Annotated in this window: 17 protein-coding genes and 2 tRNA genes; 12 read left to right on the top strand and 7 right to left on the bottom strand. The window is 34.5% G+C overall.

Annotated features, from left to right (window positions below; genetic code table 11):
* The first annotated feature begins 8 nt into the window (after positions 1-8).
* The 8 genes from GWR14_RS07190 to GWR14_RS07155 all read left to right on the top strand — a co-directional run bounded on the left by GWR14_RS07190 (position 9) and on the right by GWR14_RS07155 (position 14307).
* The gene (locus tag GWR14_RS07190) at positions 9-1607 is read left to right on the top strand and encodes a RagB/SusD family nutrient uptake outer membrane protein (RefSeq protein ID WP_163408352.1); all 1599 of its coding nucleotides are present in this window, start codon (positions 9-11) and stop codon (positions 1605-1607) included.
* A 17-nt stretch (positions 1608-1624) separates the two neighbouring features.
* A complete protein-coding gene (locus GWR14_RS07185; protein WP_163408351.1) occupies positions 1625-2668 on the top strand; it encodes an IPT/TIG domain-containing protein in 1044 nt (347 codons plus the stop codon).
* A gap of 89 nt (positions 2669-2757) precedes the next feature.
* Positions 2758-3990, top strand: a complete 1233-nt coding sequence (locus GWR14_RS07180; protein WP_163408350.1) for a glycoside hydrolase family 27 protein — start codon at positions 2758-2760, stop codon at positions 3988-3990.
* Between the two features lie 10 nt (positions 3991-4000).
* Positions 4001-4966 carry a glycoside hydrolase family 5 protein gene (locus GWR14_RS07175; RefSeq protein WP_163408349.1) on the top strand — a complete coding sequence of 322 codons (966 nt, stop codon included), beginning with the start codon at positions 4001-4003 and terminating at the stop codon, positions 4964-4966.
* A gap of 576 nt (positions 4967-5542) precedes the next feature.
* On the top strand, positions 5543-6598 hold the full coding sequence (locus GWR14_RS07170) for an outer membrane beta-barrel protein (protein WP_163408348.1): 1056 nt from the start codon (positions 5543-5545) through the stop codon (positions 6596-6598).
* 319 nt (positions 6599-6917) lie between these two features.
* A complete protein-coding gene (locus tag GWR14_RS07165; protein ID WP_163408347.1) occupies positions 6918-7364 on the top strand; it encodes a T9SS type A sorting domain-containing protein in 447 nt (148 codons plus the stop codon).
* A 2-nt stretch (positions 7365-7366) separates the two neighbouring features.
* Entirely contained in the window at positions 7367-13741 is a 6375-nt protein-coding gene (locus GWR14_RS07160; protein WP_163408346.1) for an RHS repeat-associated core domain-containing protein, read from the top strand.
* Between the two features lie 8 nt (positions 13742-13749).
* Positions 13750-14307, top strand: coding sequence for a hypothetical protein (locus GWR14_RS07155; protein ID WP_163408345.1), 558 nt, complete (start codon positions 13750-13752; stop codon positions 14305-14307).
* 686 nt (positions 14308-14993) lie between these two features.
* On the opposite strand, the gene GWR14_RS07150 is transcribed toward GWR14_RS07155, so the two are convergent.
* From GWR14_RS07150 to GWR14_RS07130, 5 genes are all read right to left on the bottom strand, one after another.
* Positions 14994-15905, bottom strand: a complete 912-nt coding sequence (locus tag GWR14_RS07150) for an N-acetylmuramoyl-L-alanine amidase (protein ID WP_163408344.1) — start codon at positions 15903-15905, stop codon at positions 14994-14996.
* Between the two features lie 33 nt (positions 15906-15938).
* Complete coding sequence (locus tag GWR14_RS07145; RefSeq protein WP_163408343.1) at positions 15939-16484, bottom strand: hypothetical protein; 546 nt, start codon at positions 16482-16484, stop codon at positions 15939-15941.
* Between the two features lie 33 nt (positions 16485-16517).
* Entirely contained in the window at positions 16518-17831 is a 1314-nt protein-coding gene (gene rimO / locus GWR14_RS07140; RefSeq protein WP_163408342.1) for a 30S ribosomal protein S12 methylthiotransferase RimO, read from the bottom strand.
* Between the two features lie 214 nt (positions 17832-18045).
* On the bottom strand, positions 18046-19554 hold the full coding sequence (locus tag GWR14_RS07135) for an OmpP1/FadL family transporter (protein ID WP_163408341.1): 1509 nt from the start codon (positions 19552-19554) through the stop codon (positions 18046-18048).
* Between the two features lie 49 nt (positions 19555-19603).
* Positions 19604-20578 (bottom strand): hypothetical protein, encoded by a 975-nt coding sequence (locus GWR14_RS07130; RefSeq protein ID WP_163408340.1) that lies wholly within the window; start codon positions 20576-20578, stop codon positions 19604-19606.
* 102 nt (positions 20579-20680) lie between these two features.
* On the opposite strand from GWR14_RS07130, the gene proS reads away from it, so the two are divergent.
* The 4 genes from proS to rpsT all read left to right on the top strand — a co-directional run bounded on the left by proS (position 20681) and on the right by rpsT (position 22831).
* Positions 20681-22159 carry a proline--tRNA ligase gene (gene proS, locus GWR14_RS07125; protein WP_163408339.1) on the top strand — a complete coding sequence of 493 codons (1479 nt, stop codon included), beginning with the start codon at positions 20681-20683 and terminating at the stop codon, positions 22157-22159.
* A 78-nt stretch (positions 22160-22237) separates the two neighbouring features.
* A tRNA-Glu gene (locus GWR14_RS07120) sits at positions 22238-22309 on the top strand.
* 46 nt (positions 22310-22355) lie between these two features.
* Positions 22356-22427: transfer RNA gene (locus tag GWR14_RS07115), tRNA-Glu, on the top strand.
* A 152-nt stretch (positions 22428-22579) separates the two neighbouring features.
* The gene (gene rpsT / locus GWR14_RS07110; protein ID WP_091492106.1) at positions 22580-22831 is read left to right on the top strand and encodes a 30S ribosomal protein S20; all 252 of its coding nucleotides are present in this window, start codon (positions 22580-22582) and stop codon (positions 22829-22831) included.
* Positions 22832-23007: 176 nt separating this feature from the next.
* On the opposite strand, the gene GWR14_RS07105 is transcribed toward rpsT, so the two are convergent.
* Both GWR14_RS07105 and GWR14_RS07100 read right to left on the bottom strand, forming a co-directional pair.
* The gene (locus GWR14_RS07105; protein WP_246236297.1) at positions 23008-23637 is read right to left on the bottom strand and encodes a TetR/AcrR family transcriptional regulator; all 630 of its coding nucleotides are present in this window, start codon (positions 23635-23637) and stop codon (positions 23008-23010) included.
* 24 nt (positions 23638-23661) lie between these two features.
* Positions 23662-24414 carry an SDR family oxidoreductase gene (locus tag GWR14_RS07100; RefSeq protein WP_163408338.1) on the bottom strand — a complete coding sequence of 251 codons (753 nt, stop codon included), beginning with the start codon at positions 24412-24414 and terminating at the stop codon, positions 23662-23664.
* Positions 24415-24526 lie beyond the last annotated feature (112 nt).

Here is a 24526-nt window from a genome sequence, read left to right as displayed (position 1 = left end):
AAAATAATATGAAAAATATATATAAAAGAGGAAGTGTAGGATTTATGGCATTATTGATGCTTTTCTCGTCCTCTTGCTCTCAAGATTTTATAGATGTTCCTGCAGAAGGTAATCCTACAATAGGGAACTATTTTGATTCTGACTTAAAAGTAGATAATGCAACCAATGGACTTTATGGATTGGTTTGGTTTAATATGAATAAAGCAGGTTTCTATGGTATCACTGATGTTATTTCGGGTAATATGTATGCTGATGTTTACAATGATTTCGGGAAGTTTACCGATTTGAGTTTTACAAATACATCAAGTTATATTTCTGATTCATGGAGATCTTGTTTCGGTGCAATTGCAAATTCAAATGCTTATATTAGTAATTTACCTCAAAGTGTTGGGCCGAATGTAAGTAAAGAAGCTTTAAATAATGCTTTAGGGGAATGTCATTTTATAAGAGCATTTTCATATTTCTTTTTGGTAAGATTATGGGGAAATGTGCCTATTATTGAAAACAATGCTGATTATTCTAAAAATTACGTTACCCCAAGTAATCCTACTGAGGATGTTTATAAATTCATTGAGAATGATTTAAAATTTGCCATAGAAAATTTAAGAACTAAAAACAGAGGTTCAGACTATGCTGCAAATGCACACGTATCCAGCGGTTCTGCAAAAGCTATGTTGGCAAAAGTATATCTGTATCAAAAGAAATATGACTTGGCAAGACAAATGGCCCAGGAAGTAATTAATAGCGGGGAGTTTAAATTATTAGGAGGTGAAGAATTACCAACAAAGTCTTTTGCTGATTTGTTTTTGCAAAAAAATAATAATAATGAGGAGTCTATTTTTGCATGGCAATGGACAGGAACCGGTGGATATTTTGACGGTAATTTTTCTAATACATTGTTTGCTCCTGAAAACAGACTGGTTGAAACTTCTTATTCTGGACAAATTGCTCCTTCTCAGGATTTAATTTACAATGTATTTGAGAGTGGAGATAAAAGAAGAATTGAAACTTTTATGCTTCCGGGAGACTATTATCCAAATTTGACTTATGCGCAAACTCTGGATTTAGGTGCGCCAAAAATTCTAGGTTATACTTTTGATATACAGCATGAGGCTCAGAACTCTGGAGGAGGATTAAAAAAATATGTAATCGGGAAAGAAAATCTGCCAATAACAGGTGCTTTTAACGCAGCGTTTAATGGAGAAAGCAGTATGAATAGCTACATGATGCGTTATGCAGAGTTATTATTAATTCATGCTGAAGCAATTTTAGGAGGACAGACAGGAAGTACTACAGATGCAAATGCACTTAAATCGTATAATGCAGTTAGACAAAGAGCAGGTCTTTCTACAAAAACGGTTATTACATTCGATGATATTTTTAAAGAAAGACGTGCAGAATTAGCTTGCGAAGGAGATTATTATTTTGATTTAGGACGCTTGCCTTTTGATAAAGCTAAAGCTATTCTGGAAGCACAAAATAGAGGGAACAGATTAACCGTAAAACACATTGTTATTTCTGCAACAAACCTTTTATTACCTTATCCGGCTGATGATTTGACTAAAAATCCAAAATTGACAGAAGTAGTACCATATACTTTCAAATAATTTTAAAAATATAAAATATGAAAAATTTTAAAAATGTTTCATTAACAGCATGTTTGTTATTTCTAATGCTTTTTGCTTCATGCTCAAACGATGATAATGATTCGAATGGAGGAGGTACTCCAGTGATTGAGTCAGTAATGCCTTCGGGCTATTATGAAGATGGAACTATTAAGCCATTAGAGCCTGTTAGTATTGTTGATCCTAAAAACTATTATGTAATTCATGGGAAGGGATTTTTGACAACAAAAAAAGTTTATTTTAATGATTATGATACTTATTTTGGGCCAGCATTTGTTACTGATACTGATATAGTTATATTAGTTGATGAAAAAACACCTTATGCAGATGCATCAAACAAAATTAAAGTTGTTACAGAAAACGGAACTGCAGAGTTTGATATAACTGTTGCGCCACCAGTACCTACATTCAACTGGTTTAATTCTGAAAATCCGGCAGAAGGAGATGTTGTTACAATTAATGGGAATTATTTTTTAAATCCTATTGTAAAAGTTGGAACAGAAAATGCAACTGTATTATCTTCTACTTTAACAGAAATCACTTTTAAAATGCCTGCGAATGGAAATGATAAATATGTAACAGTTACTAATATCTCAGGGACAACTCCTTCAAGTGTAGGAGTGGGTTCAGCGTTATACGATGATGTGTTGCAAGGAGATACCGGGCACTGGACATGGAGTGGAAATGAGTTTAATACAAACTATACTACAGATAAAATACAGGGTGATGCATCGATGAAAATAGTTTTTAATGGCTGGGATGGTGCTGATATGAAATTTAATTCCAGAGATGTTTCTAAGTATAAAGCTTTTAGAGTTCGAGTGAAAAGTGCTTCTGCTAATACTAATGCAAGTTTAATATTTGTGTTTGGAGGATGGGCTTATCAAATTAAAAGATCTCTTAGTTCTGTATGGACTTATATCGAAATTCCTTTTTCTGAAATAGGAAATCCGACAACTTTTGATCAGTTAACATTGCAAGAGTCAGGAAATTTTGGAGGTAATACTATATACATGGATGATATGGGATTTGTATTAAAATAAAAAAAAGTTTAATTTGAGTTAGTTAAAAATGTTCCCTGATTGAAAAATTAGGGAACATTTTTTATAAAGTATTTTTAAAATTAAAAAAAATGAAAAAAATAATTTTAGTATTGGCTTTGCATTTTTTCGTATTGGGTTTTAGTCAGGGAAATACACATAACCAAACAGGAGGAAAATTTGAAGGCTTGGCAATGACTCCGCCAATGGGATGGAACTCATGGAATACTTTTGCAACCAATATTGATGAAAAACTGGTAAAAGAAACAGTAGATATTATGGTTTCTTCTGGTTTGGCAGCAGCAGGTTATAATTATATAGTATTAGATGACGGATGGATGGCAAAAGAACGTGATGCAAACGGAGATTTAGTGCCGGATCCGGTTAAATTTCCTAACGGAATGAAAGCTGTGGTGGATTATGTGCATAGTAAAGGTCTTAAATTTGGTTTGTATAATTGTGCCGGAACCCAAACCTGTGCAGGTTATCCGGGTACACGTGGGTATGAATATCAGGATGCTCGCTTTTATGCTAAGCTGGGAATTGATTTCTTAAAATACGATTGGTGTAACACAAAAGGAATTACAGCTCCGGAAGCATACACAACAATGAGTAATGCATTAAAAACTGCCGGAAGACCAATTGTTTTTAGTCTTTGTGAATGGGGAGATAACCAGCCTTGGGAGTGGGGAAAACCAGTTGGAAATCTTTGGAGGATTTCCGGAGATATTTATCCGTGCTTTGATTGTGAATTCAAACATCCTGAAAACTGGTCGTCCTGGGGATTCATGAAAATTGCCGATATGCGAAAAGATATCCGTAAATATTCAGGTCTTGATCATTGGAATGATTTTGATATGATGGAGGTAGGAAATGAAATGAATGATACCGAAGATAAAGCGCATTTTAGTCTATGGTGTATGCTGGCCTCGCCCCTATTTAGTGGAAATGATTATAGAAAAATGTCTAAAGAAACGTTGGCTATTTTAACCAATAAAGAATTAATTGCTGTTAATCAGGATAAATTAGGTGTTCAGGGTTTTAAATATCTTGCAGAAGACGGATTGGAAGTTTGGGTAAAACCTCTTTTCGATGGAAATTGGGCAGTTACTTTTTTAAATAGAAGCGAAGTAACTAAAAAGATCAATTTTGACTGGAAAAAGCATATTATAAAAGATGTAGATTTTGGTTATGAAGCCGATTTTAGTAAAACAGTTTTTAAACTGAAAGACCTATGGAAAAATAAAGAAGCGGGCAATACAAAAAAGAACTTTACAGCAAATCTGGCTTCTCATGATGTAATTACATTGAGATTGATTCCTTAAAAAAAATGTTATGAAATTAATCAATAATTTTTGTCTCATTCTTTTATTGTTGATGTCTTACTTTGCTAATGCTCAATTTGTAAAAAAACATGGACAGCTAAATGTACAGGGGACTCAATTGGTAGATAAGAATAATAATCCCGTAGTCTTGCGTGGAATGAGTTTTGGCTGGCATAGTATGTGGCCAAGATTTTACAATGAGAAAGCTGTTAACTGGCTAAAAAAAGATTTTAAATGTAATGTGGTTCGTGCGGCTATGGGAATCGAACTGGGAGAGAGGTCATATATAAAGGATTCGAAGTTTTCAAAAGATAAAATCGAGGCAGTAATAAAAGGTGCGATAAAGTCGGATATATATGTGATTATCGATTGGCATAGCCATAATGTTAATCTAAAAGAAGCCAAGGTCTTTTTTGCAGAGATGTCTAAAAAGTATGGAAAATACCCCAATATAATATATGAAGTATTTAATGAACCAGATGATGAAACATGGTCAGAAATTAAGACATATGCCGAGGAAGTAATTAAGGTGATAAGAGGAAATGATTCTAACAATGTTATTTTGGTAGGATGCCCCCATTGGGATCAGGATGTCAATCTTCCGGCAGCCGATCCGATTTTAGGATGTAATAATATAATGTATACAATGCATTTTTATGCTGCTACTCACGGAAAAGAATTAAGGGACAGGACTGACGAGGCTATTAAAAATGGTTTGCCAATTTTTGTGTCTGAATCTGCCGGTATGGAAGCTTCAGGAGACGGAGCTTTGAACATGAAGGCCTGGCAGGAATATATAGATTGGATGGAAGCCCGAAATTTAAGTTGGATTACATGGTCGGTATCTGATAAAGAAGAAACCTGTTCTATTTTGTATAAATCTGCTAAATCGGAAGGAAACTGGAAAGAAAAGGATTTGAAAGAATCTGGAATTAAGATTCGTGATTTTTTACGAAAATACAACACTCAGGAGTAAAATCTGTTTGTTTTTTAAGGAAAGCCTGTTCGTTTGGACAGGCTTTTTGTTTTTATTAGAGTTTAAAATGACAGGGCCTTTGCTGGTTTTAAGTGATGTCTTTTTTGTAGGAATTAAATGAGCGTTTTTCTTCTGTTTGTTTTATGTGTTGTAAATATGCTTTTTATTTTGTTTTTGTTTGTTTTTGATTAAACCCCTATAAAAATAAGGGGTATGTGTGTTTTTTGTTTAAATAAAAGTGAGAAATAACGCATTTTTGATGTTATGTTTTGTTTTAAACCCTGTTTTTTATGTATTTATTGATTGAATTGTGTTATTGTATTTTTAAAAACATACCCGTATAAATGTGAAAAAACGATTATTTTAAATTTAATTTTTGTAATCCGTAATTCTGCTTTTAAAATGGCAAAAAAATGGTTTTCGATTGTTCTACTCATACAAAAGTTAATAAATTCGCTGAAGGAAATGATGATGATTTAGACGGGATTTGAAGTTCAAAAGTGAAATCGTATTATAAATAAGAGATAAAAATTTAACTAACCAGAATCAAATTAATTAACTAAAACCAATTTACACATGAAAAAAGTATTATGTATTTTATCATTAGCCTTAACAACAAGTTTTGCATTTGCACAAGATGAAACACCAGAAACTACCCCTTTAGAAATCTCAGGTTCAGGGGATATATATTACAAATATGATTTTGCCAAAGTTCCTAACATCCCAACAAGCTTCGCAACAGATCAGAATTCTGTTTCTTTAGGAATGTTAGATATTGCTTTGAAGAAAAAAATAAAAAATATTTCTTTTGTAGGTGAGTTGTCTTTCGGGCCAAGAGGACAAAGACAATCGCTTCTAAATGATCCAGGTGTAGTATATGATGATAATGGTGATGTTATTCCTAATGTAAGTACTTCTGGGGATTCATTCCATATCCAAAATTTGTATGCTAGTTATGCAGTTACTGATAAACTTACTTTAACTGCAGGTTACATGGGGACTTTTATCGGATATGAAGTAATCTCTCCTGTAGCTAATTTTCACTACTCAACTTCTTATTTGTTCTCATACGGGCCATTCCAAAATGCAGGTGTTAAAGCAAATTATGCAATAACTGAGAAATTTGGTGCAATGGTAGGTGTATTTAATGACTCTTGGAATGTTTACCAAGCTGATCCTCAAAAAGGATTAAATGCTGTAGGTGGTCAATTGTCTTATGTAACTGATAAAGTGAGTGGTTATTTGAATTTTCTAGATGGTTCAGTAAGCGGAACTATTGTTGACTTGACAGGATCGTTCCAATTAACTGATAAATTTAAATTGGGTTTAAATGCTGCTGATTTTTCAAACGAAGGAGATGTTGGTTATACTGGAGCAGCTTTATATCCATCTTATGCAATCAGTGATGCTTTTTCTTTAGGGTTGCGTGGTGAATATTTTAAATTTAAAGAGGGATCTGGAGATACTAAAGTTACAGCTTTTACTTTGTCAGGAAATTATAAAATAAACGGTTTGACTATTATCCCTGAGTTTAGACTTGATTCTAATTCAGAAGAAGTGTTCGTAGATTCTGATTTACTTCCTACTAAATCTGCTTCACAAGTACTTATAGCTTTGGTTTACGGATTCTAAGATTTAATATTAAAAACATACTCTTTTTGGAAAAGAGATAAAGATTGATATTTTTTTTTTTTTTTGGAAGCTGTCAAAAATTGTAAAAATTTTTGGCAGCTTTTTTATTGGTTTCTATAGATCAGTTATTTGCAAAAATAGGCGTTGGTTCTTGTATCTTTTTGGAGATTATTGATAAGCCAGAACAAAAAAACATAGAGTTTTTTCATTTTATTTACACGAATTTATTCATAATATCACTAAAAGTAGGTATTGCTTATAAGTGTCACTTTAAGGGATATTTGCACAAAATTAAAACTTACCCAACAATGCTATTTATATGAAAAAAGAATTACTATTTGTGATATTGCTATTTTCTTTTCTAACACAGGCACAACAAAAATTAGAATTTAGTTACGACAATGCGGGAAATCAGATTACACGTGTATTGTGTTTATCATGCACTTCAAAACCTGCAAAAGAAATAAAAGAGATCGAAGCTCTTACTGAAGATGATTTATTGAAATTTTCTCAGGGAGATGTAATTTCCTACTACCCTAATCCGGTAAAGGAAGAACTTTACCTTGCATGGCAACTCTCGGCAGAGAATAATGTTTCTTTAATTAAGGTTTTCGCCATAACAGGGCAGTTATTAATCGAGTATAAAGTAGATTCTAAAATAAATAGCCAAAATATTCCTTTTCAGAGTTACCCAAGTGGTATTTATGCTGTTTTGCTTAATTACAGTAATGGAGAACAAAAATCAATTAAAATCATTAAAGAATAAATATGAAGCAATTTTACTTTAGCCTAATTTTTTTAGGATTTTCTTTTTTTATGTCTGCACAAGATATGGGAGGTATACCTGTGAAAGGTTTAATTCCTATTAAAAGAATGGATTCTGAAAATAATGTAATAATTACTGAAAAAAAATCATTTAGTTCGACTTCAACTGCAAAGATGCTATCTACAGCAGCAATAACCCCTACGGGTAACTCTAGTGAGGTAGGAATTACCGAAGGGCAATTATCAGTTTCACTTTCAGGAAGTGCAAATTACAATATTCCTATTATGGTTCCTTCCGGAATTAATGGGGTTGTTCCTCAAATAAGTTTAGCCTATAATAGCCAAGGGGGCAATGGCATGGCTGGATATGGCTGGAATATTACCGGAGTTTCTAAAATTACAAGGATACCAGCAACAAAATTTCATGACGGTGTAATTGACGGAGTAGATTTCGATAATTTAGATCGTTTTGCTTTAGATGGTCAACGGTTAATAGCTAAAACAGGGACTTATGGAGCGAATGGAACCGTTTATGAAACCGAAAATTTTTCAAATATAAAGATTACTTCTTATGGAGTACACCCCAATGGCGCTACTTATGGACCATCTTACTTTTTAGTAGAATATCCTGATGGTTCAAAGGCCTATTATGGAAATTCTACAGATTCCAGAAGTATAATTGAATATTCCATTACCTATTGGGAAAATCCACAGGGAGTTCGTATCAGTTATACGTATAATAATGTCAATAATAGTTTGAGTATTGCTACTATTAATTATGGAACATTAGGGGCGACAACTGCTATAAACAAAATTCAGTTTAATTATGCTACGGGTAGTCGTCCGGAAGAATTTTATGTAGGCAATCAAAAGATTGTACAGGACAAAATTTTAAACAACATTGTTGTTACAGCTAATAGTATTGGTTTTAGAAGTTATCAATTGGCTTATAATACAAATTCTCTGGGCTATCAACGATTAACAAGTATAACCGAAAAAAGTGGTGATAATACCAAAAGTTATAATCCTACGGTTTTTACTTATGAAGATACTACTGAATCTATTTCCTACGCTAACATCACTACCAATTTAAGTATTGGAAATATTACCTCATTAAATGCAGGAACTGTTTCCGGGGATTTTGATGGAGATGAAAAAATGGAATTCATACTTTATCCAACTACCGGTACTGACAGCAAGGCTAAATACTGGTTGTTTTCAAGTATAGATTCAGATAATTACGTGAATTTTGGCACTCAGCATAATGTAGGGGCTTTTGAAGAAATTTTTGCAACCACGTGGCTAAGTTGGAATAATCATCTTATGCCTAAACAAGGATGGACAGTCGCTAAAAAAACAGATACTAATTATACTTTTACGGTTTATAGTGCTTCCGCTACTTACCCTATTCTTTATCAATATGAACGTGTTGTTAATTTTCCTACTACATTAGTTGGCTTATTTAAAATTAATGCTTGTACTCCTCCAGAACGAGTTGCTAAAATATTTCCTAAGAGAGTGCTTTCAGGAGATTTTAATGGAGATGGTTTAACAGATATAGTTTCGATTGACACCAGTCTTGATAATTACACTCCTAATCAAATTAGTTGTAAACCATATATAAAATCAACAATTACTTCTAAAAAAGTCTATTTTATTGATTTAAAAAGAGATAATACATCTGATTTTTTAACATACTCAGGAGAATTGTTAACTAATTTAACTACGACTTCCAGAATAGAAGTAGCCGATATCAATGGTGATGGGAAGTCGGACTTTATGGTTTTCGTAAATGGAAAAGTAACCAGTTACACTTTAGATAATACAAATCAGCTGGTTGTATTATGGGATTATTCAGATTCAAATATTTCTGTAGATTCAAGCAAAACAATTATACTAGGGGACTATAATGGTGATGGAAAAACTGATTTTATGATTCCAAAAGCGTATGATTCGTATGATTGGTATAAATATTCCTCTACAGGAACAGGTTTTTATAAACAAACAATTACCGGAGCACCTTATTATAGAAATATTTCAACTGAAACCCACAATTATTCAGCATCTGATTACGATAAAGATGGAAAATCCGATTTATTTAGAGCAACGACTACCCGAAACTCAGGAAATACTTTAGGAAAGATAGCAATAACATGTTACAAAAATAGCAACGGAGCTTTCGGTGCTACTTCAGTTGAAGCAATTAGTCCATATCTATCCGATATATTTCTCAACTCACTTCCTATTTATCTGCCTACAGGAAAAGGAATTCAAAGCAAAGACAAGCCTTATAATCCAACATTGGAAATAGCGTTTTTAAGTAATGATAAAATTTTCTATTTTAATTCTAATAAGGATAATACTAAAGATCAATTACTAGGTTCTATTACTACTGGTAATGGTGTAACAGAATCCATCACTTATAAACCCTTAAACTCAGATGTTGATTATGACAATGGTTTTTATAGTCCTATTTATAACAGCTCTTATTCAGAGACTTATCCTAATTCCAATATTGAAACTGCTTCCAGCATGCAGGTGGTTTTTATGTTAGAAAAACAAAGTGCCACAGGTTATAAAAAACAATTGTATTCCTATTATGACGGAATTTCAAATACTGAAGGATTAGGTTTTTTAGGCTTTAAATCTACGGCTAATACCAATTGGTTTGACAATAATAATCCTATTATTTCAACAGTATCAAAATTTGATACGAACTTGCGTGGAGCTAACATAGAAACCTATACTGTACCTGGTCAACAAAATGCCAGTAGCTACGCTGCTCCGTCTGATTTTATTAGTAAATCAACATCCAGCTACACTAGTACTTTAAGTGCTGCTAAAGTATTCAATCTCAAGCTTACCAGTTCTCAACAATACAATGGACTGGAAAATACCAGCACAGAAACTTCCTCCATTGTGTATGATGTTTATAATAATCCAACAACATCAACAGTTACAGTAAAAGAAGGAGGGGCAACCCAACAAACTACAGTAACTAATTTGACGTATGCTACGCCTACAAGCTCTCCTTATGTTGTAGGCAGGCCCACGAATAAAACACAAAGCGTGACAGTTTCAGGAGACACTATGACTACTGAAGGACAATACGTTTATAATACAGGTGGTTTATTAACTCAAGTAAAGAAAAAGGGACATAATACTAACTTTATCACCGAAGATAATGTCTATGACTCCTTTGGTAACATTACCAAAAAAACAATTTCAGGTAACAATTTTAGTCCGAGAGAAACAAATTATGAATATGACTCTTCAGGAAGGTTTTTAACCAAAAGTATTGATGTAGAAGGACTAGCGACAACCTATAGTTACAATACAGTTACTGGTGTATTAAATTCTGAAACCAATCCGAATGGGCTAACCACTTCTTATTTATATGATGCCTGGTTCAAGAAAACAAAGACTACAGATTATCTAGGAAAAAACAATACTTATACCTATACCCAAATTAACGAAAAAACAAAAATAACTACAACCGGTGATGACGGCAGTTTTAATGAAGAACTCTATGATGATTTAGGACGAAAAATAACCGTCAGTGCAAAAGACTTAAATGGGAATATCTCGAGTGTTTCTTATCTGTATGATATTTATGACCGAAATTTTAAGGTAAGTGAACCCTATGACGGCAGTAGTGCAAGCCAATGGAACGAAACCCAATATGATGCGTTTGGAAGACCAACACAAAATATATCTTTTACAGGCAAAACGACAAGCATCAGTTATTCCGGTTTGACCACTACCATTAATGACGGTACTAAAACAAAATCAGTAACCAAAAATGCATTAGGCAATACAGTATCTTTGACCGATACCCCTGGCGGAACAATTACCTATACTTATTTTGCCAATAGCAATCTAAAATCATCCAATTATAATGGAGAAGTAACGACTATTGAGCAGAATGGCTGGGGCAGAAAAACTAAACTTACTGACCCATCGGCTGGTGAATATAATTACACTTATAATGATGTAGGGCAGGTCTTAACAGAAACAACACCCAATGGCACCACAACTTACACCCTAAACACAGTAGGCAAACTAACCCAAAAAACAATTGCTGGAACGAATACCAACAGTACCACTACGTATGCCTATGATGCTGCCAGCAAATTACTAACATCCAGTACTTTTGTTGATGCCTTAGAAAATAATGCAACTACCACCACTGTTTATACGTACGACAGCAATAAAAGATTGACCTCTTCTGTTGAAACAACTCCGTATGCCAGCTTTACCAAACAATTGACTTATGATGCCTTTGGCAGGATAGATACTGAAACTTCAATAGCTACTGCAGCTGGAAAATCAAGTACCAAAACCGTACAACATACTTATAAAAACGGACAGCCCTGGCAAATAATAGACGCATCCAATTCTCAGGTATTATGGCAAACCAATACCATTAATGCCAGAGGACAGCTTACGGGTGCGACTATGGCTAATGGAAATATTTCCATTACAAATACTTATGATTCTTATGGATTTATTTCTCAAACTAAACAGGATCGATTGATTGTTTCCCCAGGAAACATCATGACCCTTAATACGGTTTTTGATCCTCAAAAAGGAAACTTAACCAGCAGAACCAATAATTTATTCAATTGGAATGAAAGTTTTACTTATGATACTTTAGACCGTCTTACTTCGTTTAAAAATACCGCCGGACTTACCGAAACACAAAGTTATGATGACCGCGGAAGGATAACTCAAAATGCAGTAGGAACTTATAATTATGCCAATACTGCAAAAGCGTACCAAAACACTTCGATAACAGTTACGCCCGATGCTTTAACTCATTATCAAACAAATAACGAGCAAAACATTAGTTACAATGCCTTTAAGAGCCCTTATCAAATCGAGGAAACAGGAAAAGACAAAATTAGTTTTACTTATAACGACGCTAATAGCCGTAGTACCCTATTTTATGGTAGTACAGATAACGACAAATTATTAAGACCATTACGTAAATACTACTCTGCAGATGGCAGCATGGAGATTAAACACAACATCCAGACTGGAGCAGTTGAGTTTATAACATATATAGGCGGCGATGGCTACAGTGTGCCTGTAGTGTTAAAAAGTGATGGCGCTACCCAGAATTATTTATATTTACAAAGAGATTATCAAGGAAGTATAGTTGGTATTAGCGATGCCACAGGCCAAGTGCTGGAAAAACGTTTGTTTGATGCCTGGGGTAATGTAATAGTACAGGATGGGGCAGGAAATACATTAAATGGTCTTAGTTTATTAGATAGAGGTTATACCGGACATGAACATTTGCAAAGTGTAGGGCTCATCCACATGAACGGTCGTTTGTATGATCCTAAACTCCACCGTTTCCTGCAGCCTGATAATTATGTACAGGATCCGGGTGATACGCAAAACTACAACCGTTATAGTTATGTGCTAAATAATCCATTAAAATACACAGATCCTAGTGGGGAGTCTTGGAAGAGTTGGTGGAAAAATAATTGGAAAACCGTTGTAACAGCAACAGCAGCAGTTGCTACAGCAGTTGTGATAGTAGCTTCAATGGGTACTGCGACACCTCTTGTTGCGGCAATGTGGGCTGGTGCAGGAGCAGGTTTTGTAGGTGGCACATTGGGTACTGCACTCAATGGAGGTACTTTAAAACAATCCTTAATGGCAGGATTTACAGGAGCCCTTATGGGTGCTGCTACAGGCTATGCAGGGGCATATATGAGCGCCGCCATAGGGGCAGTTGGAATTATTCCGGGAGCATTATCTGGCGCAGCTACTTCTACTACTTTAGGAGCAATGACCAATTTGATATCAGGCAACGATTGGAATGCCGGTTTGGGCATGTCGGCAGTGTTCGGTGCAATTGGCGGTGGTGTCTCGGGGTTTTCAGCAGCTAAAGCTAGTGGTTCAGGTATTTGGTTTGGGACAGAAGTTAAGCCTTCTGCTACAGTTGTTGCAGGAAATATTAATAATGCAACTGCAGAAGCTCGAGTGGAATATGAAAAATCCTTAAAAACTCAAGCCGAACCGACAGGTATGGGGAATACATCAAGTAATAGTACCGATATGACATTAGTCAGACATCATACTTCACCTGAATCATTGAGAGCTATTAAAGAGTCTAATACACTTTTTCCGTCAAGAGTTTCTGGAGGAATTGATGTTGGTGTTGATGTTGAAATACAACCATTTTCTACCAATCCTAATTTTGGACAAGCTGGTAAAGGTGCTTATGTTGAATTTTCAATTCCAAGTAGTCAATTGACACCTTTACCTCACGTAAGTGGTGGAGCGAGAATATTGACAGGAGGAAACCATTTAAATTTACAAGATTTAAAACCTAAATATGTTACACCTTGGTTTAATTGGTAAATAATATTATGAAAAAGAAAATGTATTTTAATTATAAATTTATAGTTTTTTTATATGCCTATTTGAGGCAAATAGATCTCTCACTTGCGCGATCCAGAGACGAGCCTTTATTAAATCTTAGAATATACTATGAGAATCAAATAAGTCCAGAATTAGTGGTTGATTTTCTGGTCTCGAATTTTTCACTTAAAAAGTCATTAAATTCAAATTTTGTAATTACAAATAAATCATTTTCAGTTTTTAATAAATTTAAATTTTTAATTTATAAACTAATTAGAAAAAACAATTTTTTAAAGTGTACGGAAATTATAGAATCGATTAATGAATTGTTATTATTTAATGGTATTTTAAAAAGTAACAAGGATATTGATGGTTCAGAAATTGAAAAATTAAGAATAAATATAGCTAATTTGTCATCTATCATTGATTATAGATTATTTAAAATGGATAGTAACAAAGCTATGTATGTAGAACATTATAAACAAAATAACCTTATTGTAACAAATTCAATCACTGATTTTATTGTTGATTTTGAATTACCCGATGGATCGGATAATGGAAATTAACTAGAAATAAAGTCAATCAAAGAGGCTGTCTAAAAAGCATAGGCAGCCTCTTTTGTATTTAGACACCTATCTGAAAATTTTTCCAAATATGAGATTCCCCGCTCCGCAAAGTGTTATTTGAAAGCGTGAGTTGCTAGGCAAAGTTTCATGACTTTGCGTATTTTTAAAAGTTCTTGAAAGCCTTAAAACATGATAAAAGTCTCCTGACTTTTTCCGTGAATGTCTTAATAATTGTATTTGTTTCAAGGATTGTCGGTGCGTATACAACTACCCAAAAAGTTTGTAGCAGCATATAGGAACGGTTACAAAATCGGAAAACTTCACATACTCGGGTAACGATTGGAATGCCGGTTCAGGTATTTGGTTTGGGACAGAAGTTAAGCCTTCTGCTACAGTTGTTGCAGGAAATATTAATAATGCAACTGCAGAAGCTCGAGTGGAATATGAAAAATCCTTGAAAACTCAAGCCGAACCGACAGGTATGGGGAATACAGCAAGTAATAGTACCGATCAGACATTACTTAGGTATTATACTTCACCTGAAAGCATAGAAGCTATTAAAAGAGTCTAAAAAACTTTATACGTTGCTGTAGATTTGATATAATTCTTTAGTTTGACTACTATTGTTAAATAAAATGCGTTTCTAATTCAATTTAGAAACGCATTTTTAAATATGAAATTTAAAGTTATTGAACCTGCTTTTTATAAATCGAATAAATAGTGTCAATAGTTTTTCTGTCTAAAACGGAGGTGGTGTCAGTTTGTATATAGTGCAGTTTAAAAGCCTGAATCGCTGCCGAAAGATTTTTGGTGTTATACCCAATTATTCGCAATGCAGGTTCAATTTTAAAATCAAAAGGAGCTTCTTCTAAAACTTCATCAGGCCATATTCCAAATCCTTTTTCAGCCAATGTTTTCCATGGGAATAAGGCGCTAGGGTCTTGTTTTCTTCCGGGAGCAATATCAGCATGACCTAATATGTTTTGTGTCGGGATATTATAGTCTTTTTTCAATTTGGTCAAAAGAGCAACTAAACTGCTTATCTGAGCTTCTGTAAAAGGCTTGAAACCGTTGTTGTCAAGTTCGATACCTATTGATGAAGAATTTAAATCAGTATTTTTTCCCCAGGTAGATGCTCCGGCATGCCAGGCTCTTAAGTAATCATTTAGCATTTGAACCACTTTTCCGTTTTCAGAAATGATATAATGTGCACTTACCTGTGTTCTGGCTTTTGTAAAAGTATTAATCGTTTGTTGTAAAGAATCTTGTGCTGTATGGTGAATAATAACGAAACTCGGTTTTCTTAAATTGAAATTGACAGTTCCTACCCATTCAGTGCTAATACCATTTAATAAAGCAGTAGATCCTGTTTTTGAAAGAGTATCTTTTACAATACCCAATTGTGAAGCATAAGTAGTGTCAATAACGACAGGTGGAACTGCAGGAGGTATTGGCTGGGCTTCTTTACTTGTAATTTGATTTTCTAAATTTTTGAGCTGCTGATCGTAAACCTTTTCAGTAGCCTTGTACGGGTTTTTTGTTCCGCAGGAGGTGATAATAATTGCTGAAATCAGATAAAAAAAATGTTTTTTTAACATGCTTAATTACATTTTTAGGTTAAGTCAGGATAATTATTCTGCAGGTTTGATTGCTTCAGTATCTTCTTTGACTTCTTTTGTTTCTTTTGAATCTTTATCTTTTTTCTTTTTGGATTTTGGCTTTTTTATTTCTTTAAAATTAGCCATAAAAGCAGTGTATTTTTCAACCTGTCCCGGATTCAAAAAAGCTGTTATCTTTTTAGTTGTAACCTCTCTTAATGCATTCATCTGCTCAATTTTCTGATCCTGGCTGCTGCTTTCGTTTTTCAAAAGAACGCCTTGCTCTCTCATGCTGTCGGCCAAAACATTTGTAATGGCAATAGCCTGCAGTTCGTCAAGATTTACCTCAGGCTTCATTTGTTCAACAATTTTGGCAGCTGTTTCTTCCGCAGGAACTTCTTTAGGTTTGCTTGGTGTACTTTGTGGTCCCTGCATCATGCTTCTGTCCATACCCATTCCACTGCCTCTGCCATAACCGTTACCATAACCATTGTTGTATCCATTTCCGTATTGTGCTGAAACAGAGTTATAGCTTAATAAAGCAAAAATTAAAAGATAGAAAGATTGAATAGGTTTCATAATATTTTAAATTGATGATTGGTTAGCGTAAATTTAAGCAGGTTCTCCGTATAAATCAAATTCTGTAGCTTCTATTATCCTGATATTAACAAATTCACCTGTCTTTACATAATGTTTTGATGCGTCTATTAAAACCTCATTATCAACATCCGGACTGTCAAATTCTGTTCTTCCAACAAAATGAGCGCCTTCTTTTCTGTCAATAATACATCTGTAAACCTGACCTACTTTTTCCTGATTCAAATCCCATGAAATTTGCGATTGTAATTCCATGATTTCATTAGCTCTGGCTTGTTTTACATCAGCAGGAACATCATCTTCCAATAAATAAGCGTGAGTGTTTTCTTCATGAGAATAAGCAAAACAGCCCATTCTGTCAAATTTCATTTCCTGAACAAAATCTTTCAAAATTTCAAAATCTTCCTGGGTTTCTCCCGGATAACCTACAATCAAAGTAGTTCTGATAGCCATTCCTGGAACCGCAGCACGGAAGTCTTTCAACAGCTGAGTCGTTTTAGCCTGAGTTGTACCACGACGCATCGATTTCAAAATATTATCCGAAATATGCTGTAACGGAATATCAATGTAATTGCAAATTTTAGGTTCGCGTTTCATTAATTCCAAAACATCCATAGGGAAGCCGGTAGGGTAGGCATAATGCAGACGAATCCATTCAATTCCTTCAACTGCTGCTAATGCTTCTAATAATTCTGCAAGATTTCTTTTTTTATAAAGATCAAGACCATAATAAGTTAGATCCTGAGCAATTAATATTAATTCTTTAACGCCATTTTTAGCTAAACCTTGTGCTTCCTTAACTAATTTTTCAATTGGCTGAGAGACGTGTGAACCACGCATCAGCGGAATTGCACAGAAACTGCACGGTCTGTCGCATCCTTCGGCAATTTTTAAGTAAGCGTAATTTTTTGGAGTAGTCGTTAAACGCTCTCCTAATAATTCATGTTTATAATCTGCGCCCAAAGCTTTCAAAAGCTGAGGTAGTTCCGTAGTTCCAAAATATTGATCCACATTCGGAATTTCTTTTTCCAAATCTGGTCTGTAGCGTTCAGATAGACATCCTGTTACAAAAACCTTATCAACTAAACCTTTGTCTTTTTTGTCAGCATATTCCAAAATCATGTTTACCGATTCTGCTTTCGCATTGTCAATAAAGCCACAAGTGTTGATTACGATAATGTTTCCTTCTTCTTTTGCAGTCGCTTCGTGAGTAACTTCTTTTCCGTTTGCACGAAGCTGCCCCATAAGCACTTCACTGTCATATACATTTTTCGAACACCCAAGAGTGATTACGTTAATTTTGTTCTTTTTTAAAGACTTGGTTCTCATACTTTTATAAATTGGAGTGCAAAATTACACTTTTTTATCCAAACACCGCTTGTTTAGCTTTCATTTAGGTGTTTTTTATGAAGCTAATCCTGCTGTCCGCTATATCTTTTGTGGTGAACCCCACCACAAAAGGATGTCGCTTCCATCAGGGCTAAAAAAAAACCGCCGGGTAAAGACCAGACGGAAATTTTCAATCATCTATTTTGATTTTTAATTACAATTCAAATAATAAGGTAAATGTAACATTGTTAAGTTTTGAAGTGATGTTTGGCGCTCCATCAAATAATCCGGCCTCAAAAAATCGTTGGGTTGAATCTCTTTCAGTATAGGAATAAGCCAAATCGAATTTTGTTGATCCAAAATTATATCCTAAACCTGCAGAGTAGCTGTTTAAGTCTCCAATTGTTTTTCCGTCTTTATAAGGGCTTCCTTCAAAACGATATCCTCCTCGTAAACTTAATCGCTTGATTTTTAATTCTCCACCAATGCGTAATTCACTGTTTGTAGTTAGCTGGTCATTGATGTTGCTGTTTAGCTGTCTGAATCCCGAGTCATTTGTTGGTTTAAATTTGGTGTTTCCGTAATCTTTGATAGAATAGTCGACACTAATTAAACCGGATTTTCCAAATATGTACGCACCGCTGAATGTGAATTTTTCAGGGGTTTGTAAATCATAAGGATCGTAAACGTTTATAATTTCCGGGTTTACGCTTTCGTAAATTTCCGATTGTCCCGCTGCTTGTCTGGTAGAATATAAGCTTTGTGAAATTTCGTCATACAGATGGTACCATGTGTTTGATTCGTAAGCAACTCCAAGTCTGAGGGCATCGGTTACTTTTGCAATAGTTCCTAATTGAAAAGAAAATCCATTTCCGTAGGTGTATAAATTATTATTGAAACGTAGATCAGAGATGGTTGGGGTTGCTTCAAGGTCATTGCTGTTTCTTTCATAAAAATTGCTGGTTCTTCTGTAATCTGTAATATGAAGATTTAAGTTTGCTCCAAAATAAATACGGTCTTTGTACGAGGCAGCGATATTAAAACCTAATTTACTGTTGTAGCCACTTGTGTAAATTTCATTTGTCTGCTCGTAATTACCTCCGGCAGGAACGTTGGTTTCATATTGTGTATTTTCATCGTCAAGCGGATTAACGGGATTTATAACATATCCTTCATATCCAAAATGAGCTTGCTGTTGTCTGTATGACATGTTATTATAAGGAACGTTTTGTAATGTATTTAGGGAAACTCCATCAGCAAAGTCTAAAAAATAGGCGTCTATGGAATTGTATCTATTGATCCCGGCTGAAAAAATATTATTGTTGAAGTTTCCGGTATTTTCATACGTAGTTCCAATAGTAATTTTTTTCCAGTTGCTATTTGGGTTTTGATCCTTGAAAACAAAAACGGCTCCGGCTTGGTTTAGAATAAAAGAATTTTCCTTGTCGCTTGTTGGTGTGCCAAAATAATTAGAGTTGTTTTTAATGTTTTGATTACTAAAAGTAATTCCAATCTGATTGTTCGAAAAGATAGCAGATCCGGCAGGGTTCACTGTCAAAGCAGAAAAATCTCCTCCAAGCGCTCCAAACGCACCGCTCATGGCTCTAAAACGGGCAGTTCCGGTTATATTGTCCTGCGCATACCGCATAGCATCTGAGATTTCCTGAGAATTTGAGACGCTGACAGTTAGTCCTGTTATAAATAGGAAGAATATTTTTTTCATTTTGGTTGAGTTTTAATGTGTAATTAGATACGCTGAAGAAGGAAAAATGTTACCTTCTTCCACCGCCTCCGCCGTACGATCTTCCACCGCCACCTCCACCACCGGATGATCTCATGCTTCCGCCTCCGCCGCTACTGTTGTACGAACGGGAAGATGAAGAACTTGGTGTTGAATAGCTTCTTGATGAGTTACTACTACTGTTGTTGTAGTTATAAGTTCTGTTTGTATTTGTACTGTTTGATCTTCTTGAATAATCGTAGCTATTGTTTTGAGCAGAACTGCTTCTGTTTGTAAAAGTAGGACTTGATGTTCTGCTGTTTATAGAAGAGCCTCTTCTGTAATCTGAAAAATTATTTTGTCTATTGGTGGTGTAGCTTCTATTGGTGGTGTAATTTCTGTTAGAAGTATAGTTCCTGTTTGTTGTGTAATTTCTGTTGGTGCTATAACTTCTGTTAGAAGCATAATTTCTTCCACCATAGTAAGAGGCAGAACCTCTTCTTCCATAACTATAGGAGTAGTTGTTGTATCCATAACCATAAGCTGGCCAGTAACCCGGATAACCCCAACCAGGATAGTAGCCCCATCCCGGATATCCCCATCCGTAATATGGATAACCCCAGCCATAGCCGTAATATGGATATCCCCATCCAAAACCAAATCCCATAGACCAGTAAGGATCTGAGTAAATGTTTACTGATACTTCTGAACTTGAGCTTCCCCAAGCCGGATAAGCTGTGGCTGAAGTTTGAGTGCTGTCGTTCTCAGTATAGTTGCTATAGCTGTCTACATCAGTAAAAATTTCTGTTGGCTGTCCGTCGTTTTGCAGCGATTTGAAGTAATCTTTATACTGATTGTTTGTAGAGTTTGTTTGTTGAACGTAAGTGGATGATGAATTGCCGTAAACTCCGTCGTTATCGTGATAAGAAGAGTTTTGGTAAGAGCCACAAGATGTTAATAGAAAACCCAGTAATGCAATTGCATAAAAATAACCTGAGTTTTGGCGGTAGGAGGTGGAAGTTTTCATATCTGTGGTGTTTTTTATTGTTGCACATTACAAAAATAGTTAGTTTTGTCAAACTATTTAGTTAAAATTATTTAAAACAAAATTTGTGCCAAACTATATAATATGAGTAAGAACCTTACTACACGATCAGAAGATTATTCCAAGTGGTATAATGAGCTGGTTGTCAAAGCGGATTTAGCTGAAAATTCAGGAGTTAGAGGATGTATGGTGATCAAGCCGTACGGTTATGCTATTTGGGAAAAAATGCAGGCAGAGTTAGACAGGATGTTTAAGGAAACCGGACATCAAAATGCGTATTTTCCTTTATTTGTGCCTAAAAGCATGTTTGAGGCGGAAGAAACTAACGCTGAAGGATTTGCAAAAGAATGTGCTGTTGTAACACATTATAGATTGAAAAATGATCCGGATAAGCCTGGAAAACTAATGGTTGATCCAAATGCAAAGTTAGAAGAAGAACTTATTGTTCGTCCGACAAGTGAGGCGATTATTTGGTCTACATATAAAGGATGGGTGCAATCTTACAGAGATTTACCTTTATTGATTAATCAATGGGCAAATGTTGTTCGTTGGGAGATGCGTACACGTTTGTTCTTGAGAACTGCTGAATTTTTATGGCAGGAGGGGCATACTGCTCACGCTACAAAAACGGAAGCTATTGAAGAATCTGAAAAAATGATGAATGTTTATGCTGATTTCGTAGAGAATTTCATGGCAATTCCAGTAGTAAAAGGCTTGAAAACCGAAACAGAACGTTTTGCAGGTGCAGATGAAACTTATTGTATTGAAGCATTAATGCAAGACGGAAAAGCATTACAAGCAGGGACATCTCACTTTTTAGGTCAGAATTTTGCAAAGGCTTTTGATGTTAAGTTTGCGAATGCTGAAGGTAAACAGGAACATGTTTGGGGGACTTCTTGGGGAGTGTCTACTCGTTTGATGGGAGCGTTGATTATGACGCATTCAGATGATCAAGGATTAGTTCTTCCTCCAAATTTAGCTCCAATACAGGTTGTTATTGTTCCTATTTATAAAACAGATGAACAATTGGCTCAAATTGCAGAAGCAGTTAATGAATTAACGGCTAAATTGAGAAAATTAAAGATCACGGTTAAGTTTGATGATAGAACAACACAAAAACCAGGATTTAAGTTTGCTGAATGGGAATTGAAAGGTGTTCCTGTTCGAATTGCTGTTGGTCCAAAAGATTTAGAAAATGGAACTTTTGAGGTGGCACGACGTGATAATTTGACGAAAGAAGTTGTTCAGGGAGATAAAATCGTGGATTATGTAAATGATTTGCTGGAACAGATTCAAAACGATTTATTTAAAAAAGCATTTGACTATCGTGATAGTCATATTACACAAGTGAATAATTTTGAAGAATTTAAAGAAGTTTTAGAGGTTAAAGGAGGCTTTTTGTCTGCTCACTGGGATGGAACTGCTGAAACAGAGGAGAAGATAAAAGATTTAACAAAAGCAACGATTCGTTGTATTCCTTTAGATGCTGTTGAAGAGGCGGGAACCTGTGTGTTTACTGGGAAACCATCTTCTAAAAGAGTGCTTTTTGCAAAGGCTTATTAAAAAAAAATATATTTTTTTGCATTAGGTGTTGCGCAAATAAAAAATAGATGTATCTTTGCATCCGCAATACAGAAGCAGGGTCCGTTCGTCTATCGGTTAGGACGCCAGGTTTTCATCCTGGTAAGGGGGGTTCGATTCCCCCACGGACTACAAGTTATATTACATATTGAAAAGTTTCCAAACTTAGGAGAATTTAGGTCCGTTCGTCTAGGGGTTAGGACGCCAGGTTTTCATCCTGGTAACAGGGGTTCGATTCCCCTACGGACTACAAATTAGTTGTAAATAAGTTTTGTAAAATGAAAATTGGTGTCTCGGTTTTTGTTTTATTAGTTAAAACCAAAGTAATTGTTAATAATTGTGGGAGGTTTTTCTTTTTTAACTAGTATTTATAATAATTATTACATCTAAAATTAAAAGAAAATGGCAAATCATAAGTCAGCATTAAAAAGAATCAGAAGTAACGAAAAGAAAAGAGTTCTTAACAGATACCAACACAAAACTACTCGTAATGCTATCAAAGCATTAAGATTAGCTACAGACAAATCTGATGCTGCTGCAAAATTATCAACTGTAATCTCTATGATTGATAAATTGGCTAAAAAGAACATCATTCATGATAATAAAGCTTCTAATCTGAAGTCTAAGTTAACTAAACATGTTGCTAAATTGTAATTAAAAACAATTTACCAGATATATGAAAGTCCTCAATTGAGGACTTTTTTTTGTTTTAATTAATTATCAAATTAATGAAGAAAGAGAATGGTTATTTTTTTTATTGTTTTATAAATGAAAAAACTCAATTACAAAAGTGTAATTGAGTTTTTTTGATTTGACTGTTTGCTAAGTTCTTAAAAAATGAAAAATATAGCTTTAAGTATGTCGCCATAAAATTGTTTGTCTTTTTCGCCAGCGCGGGCTAAAACCCTTATTCCTGAATAATTATTAAAAATAAATCGGGCTAAGATTCTGGCATCTTGTTGAGCTGAAATCTGTCCGGAATTTTGTCCTTTTTTTATCGCTTTAAAGAAAATTTGTTCAATGGTTTTTCTGTTGTCGCTTACAATCTTAGCAATTTCTTCGTCATGCATAGCAAGCTCTACAGCAGAGTTTACCATAAAACAACCTTTTGTAATTCTGTCTTCAAGACTCTCTAAAACGGCTTGTTTAAAGATTATCGTAAGTGTTGCTTTTATATCAGTCGATTCATCTAAAAGTTTTTCGATATTATCCTCTCCTTGTTTTTGATATCTTCTTAATGCTTTTGAAAACAGTTTTTGCTTATCACCAAAAGTATCATACAAACTAGAGCGACTTAGTTCTAAATGGGTTACTAAATCTTGGGCAGATGTTCCGTTATAGCCTTTGTGCCAAAATATTTCAATAGCTTTATCTAAAGCCTGATCTTCATTAAATTCTTTCGTTCTAGCCATAAGATTCAAATTAAATTCTTTTACAAAGATATTAAAAATACGGAACAATCGTTCCTGAATTAGTCAAAAAAATTATAATACTGTATTTACAGTAAGTCCGCCATCAATAACAATTTCTGTTCCTGTAATGAATGAAGAATCGTCTGAAGCTAAGAAACTTATTGTTTTTGCAACTTCAGCAGCTTGTCCAAAACGTTTCAACAAAATTTTTTCTCCTAAAGCAGCTCCTAAACCTTCTACTTCTTCTTTTTCTAAACCGACTTTACCATATAAAGGTGTTTCAATCGGACCAGGAGAAACTGCATTTACTCTAATTTTTCTTGATGCCAATTCTGCTGCAAATATTCTGTTTAAAGATAAAACTGCTGCTTTACTTGCTCCATATACACTTGAACCCGGCATTCCTAATTGTGCATTTACCGAAGTATTAAAAATAATAGAACCTCCACCATTTAAAATTGGCAATACTTTTTGAACTGTAAAATAGACTCCTTTTACATTCACATTCATAATACTGTCATAATGTTCTTCTGTAGCTAAATCAACTGGAGCAAAAGCGGCAATTCCGGCATTAAGGAATAAGATGTCAACTTTTCCAAATTTCGTTTTTATTTCTTCTACTAAACTATCAATTGATTTTAAATCGGATTGATCTGCAATAATTCCGGTAACGTTTAATTCTGTTTCGGCTTTTACCAAAGCTTCTCTGTTTCTGCCTGTTACAATTACTTTTGCACCTTTTAATACTAATTCTGCTGCAGCAGCATATCCAATTCCGCTGTTTCCTCCAGTTACTATAGCAACTTTGTTTTCTAAATTTTTCATTTTAAATTCTTTTAAAGTTATTGATTATTCAATTAATATGAAGCAAAGATACAATAACGGAACGATCGTTCCGTTATTTATAAAGTTAATTTTTTGTTAAATAGTATAAATC

The sequence above is a fragment of the Flavobacterium ajazii genome (assembly GCF_010614725.1).
Lineage (GTDB): Bacteria > Bacteroidota > Bacteroidia > Flavobacteriales > Flavobacteriaceae > Flavobacterium > Flavobacterium ajazii.
Note: the sequence above shows the minus strand (reverse complement) of the source record. Positions and strands in the feature narration are given on the sequence as shown.

What these genes read in the sequence shown, in the direction of transcription:
- GWR14_RS07185 (WP_163408351.1), top strand. Translation starts at nt 1,625, where the DNA reads ATGAAAAATTTTAAAAATGTTTCATTAACAGCATGTTTGTTATTTCTA.
- rpsT (WP_091492106.1), top strand. Translation starts at nt 22,580, where the DNA reads ATGGCAAATCATAAGTCAGCATTAAAAAGAATCAGAAGTAACGAAAAG.
- GWR14_RS07175 (WP_163408349.1), top strand. Translation starts at nt 4,001, where the DNA reads ATGAAATTAATCAATAATTTTTGTCTCATTCTTTTATTGTTGATGTCT.
- GWR14_RS07170 (WP_163408348.1), top strand. Translation starts at nt 5,543, where the DNA reads ATGAAAAAAGTATTATGTATTTTATCATTAGCCTTAACAACAAGTTTT.
- GWR14_RS07100 (WP_163408338.1), bottom strand. Translation starts at nt 24,414, where the DNA reads ATGAAAAATTTAGAAAACAAAGTTGCTATAGTAACTGGAGGAAACAGC.
- GWR14_RS07160 (WP_163408346.1), top strand. Translation starts at nt 7,367, where the DNA reads ATGAAGCAATTTTACTTTAGCCTAATTTTTTTAGGATTTTCTTTTTTT.
- GWR14_RS07130 (WP_163408340.1), bottom strand. Translation starts at nt 20,578, where the DNA reads ATGAAAACTTCCACCTCCTACCGCCAAAACTCAGGTTATTTTTATGCA.
- GWR14_RS07190 (WP_163408352.1), top strand. Translation starts at nt 9, where the DNA reads ATGAAAAATATATATAAAAGAGGAAGTGTAGGATTTATGGCATTATTG.
- proS (WP_163408339.1), top strand. Translation starts at nt 20,681, where the DNA reads ATGAGTAAGAACCTTACTACACGATCAGAAGATTATTCCAAGTGGTAT.
- GWR14_RS07180 (WP_163408350.1), top strand. Translation starts at nt 2,758, where the DNA reads ATGAAAAAAATAATTTTAGTATTGGCTTTGCATTTTTTCGTATTGGGT.
- GWR14_RS07155 (WP_163408345.1), top strand. Translation starts at nt 13,750, where the DNA reads ATGAAAAAGAAAATGTATTTTAATTATAAATTTATAGTTTTTTTATAT.
- GWR14_RS07150 (WP_163408344.1), bottom strand. Translation starts at nt 15,905, where the DNA reads ATGTTAAAAAAACATTTTTTTTATCTGATTTCAGCAATTATTATCACC.
- rimO (WP_163408342.1), bottom strand. Translation starts at nt 17,831, where the DNA reads ATGAGAACCAAGTCTTTAAAAAAGAACAAAATTAACGTAATCACTCTT.
- GWR14_RS07145 (WP_163408343.1), bottom strand. Translation starts at nt 16,484, where the DNA reads ATGAAACCTATTCAATCTTTCTATCTTTTAATTTTTGCTTTATTAAGC.
- GWR14_RS07165 (WP_163408347.1), top strand. Translation starts at nt 6,918, where the DNA reads ATGAAAAAAGAATTACTATTTGTGATATTGCTATTTTCTTTTCTAACA.
- GWR14_RS07135 (WP_163408341.1), bottom strand. Translation starts at nt 19,554, where the DNA reads ATGAAAAAAATATTCTTCCTATTTATAACAGGACTAACTGTCAGCGTC.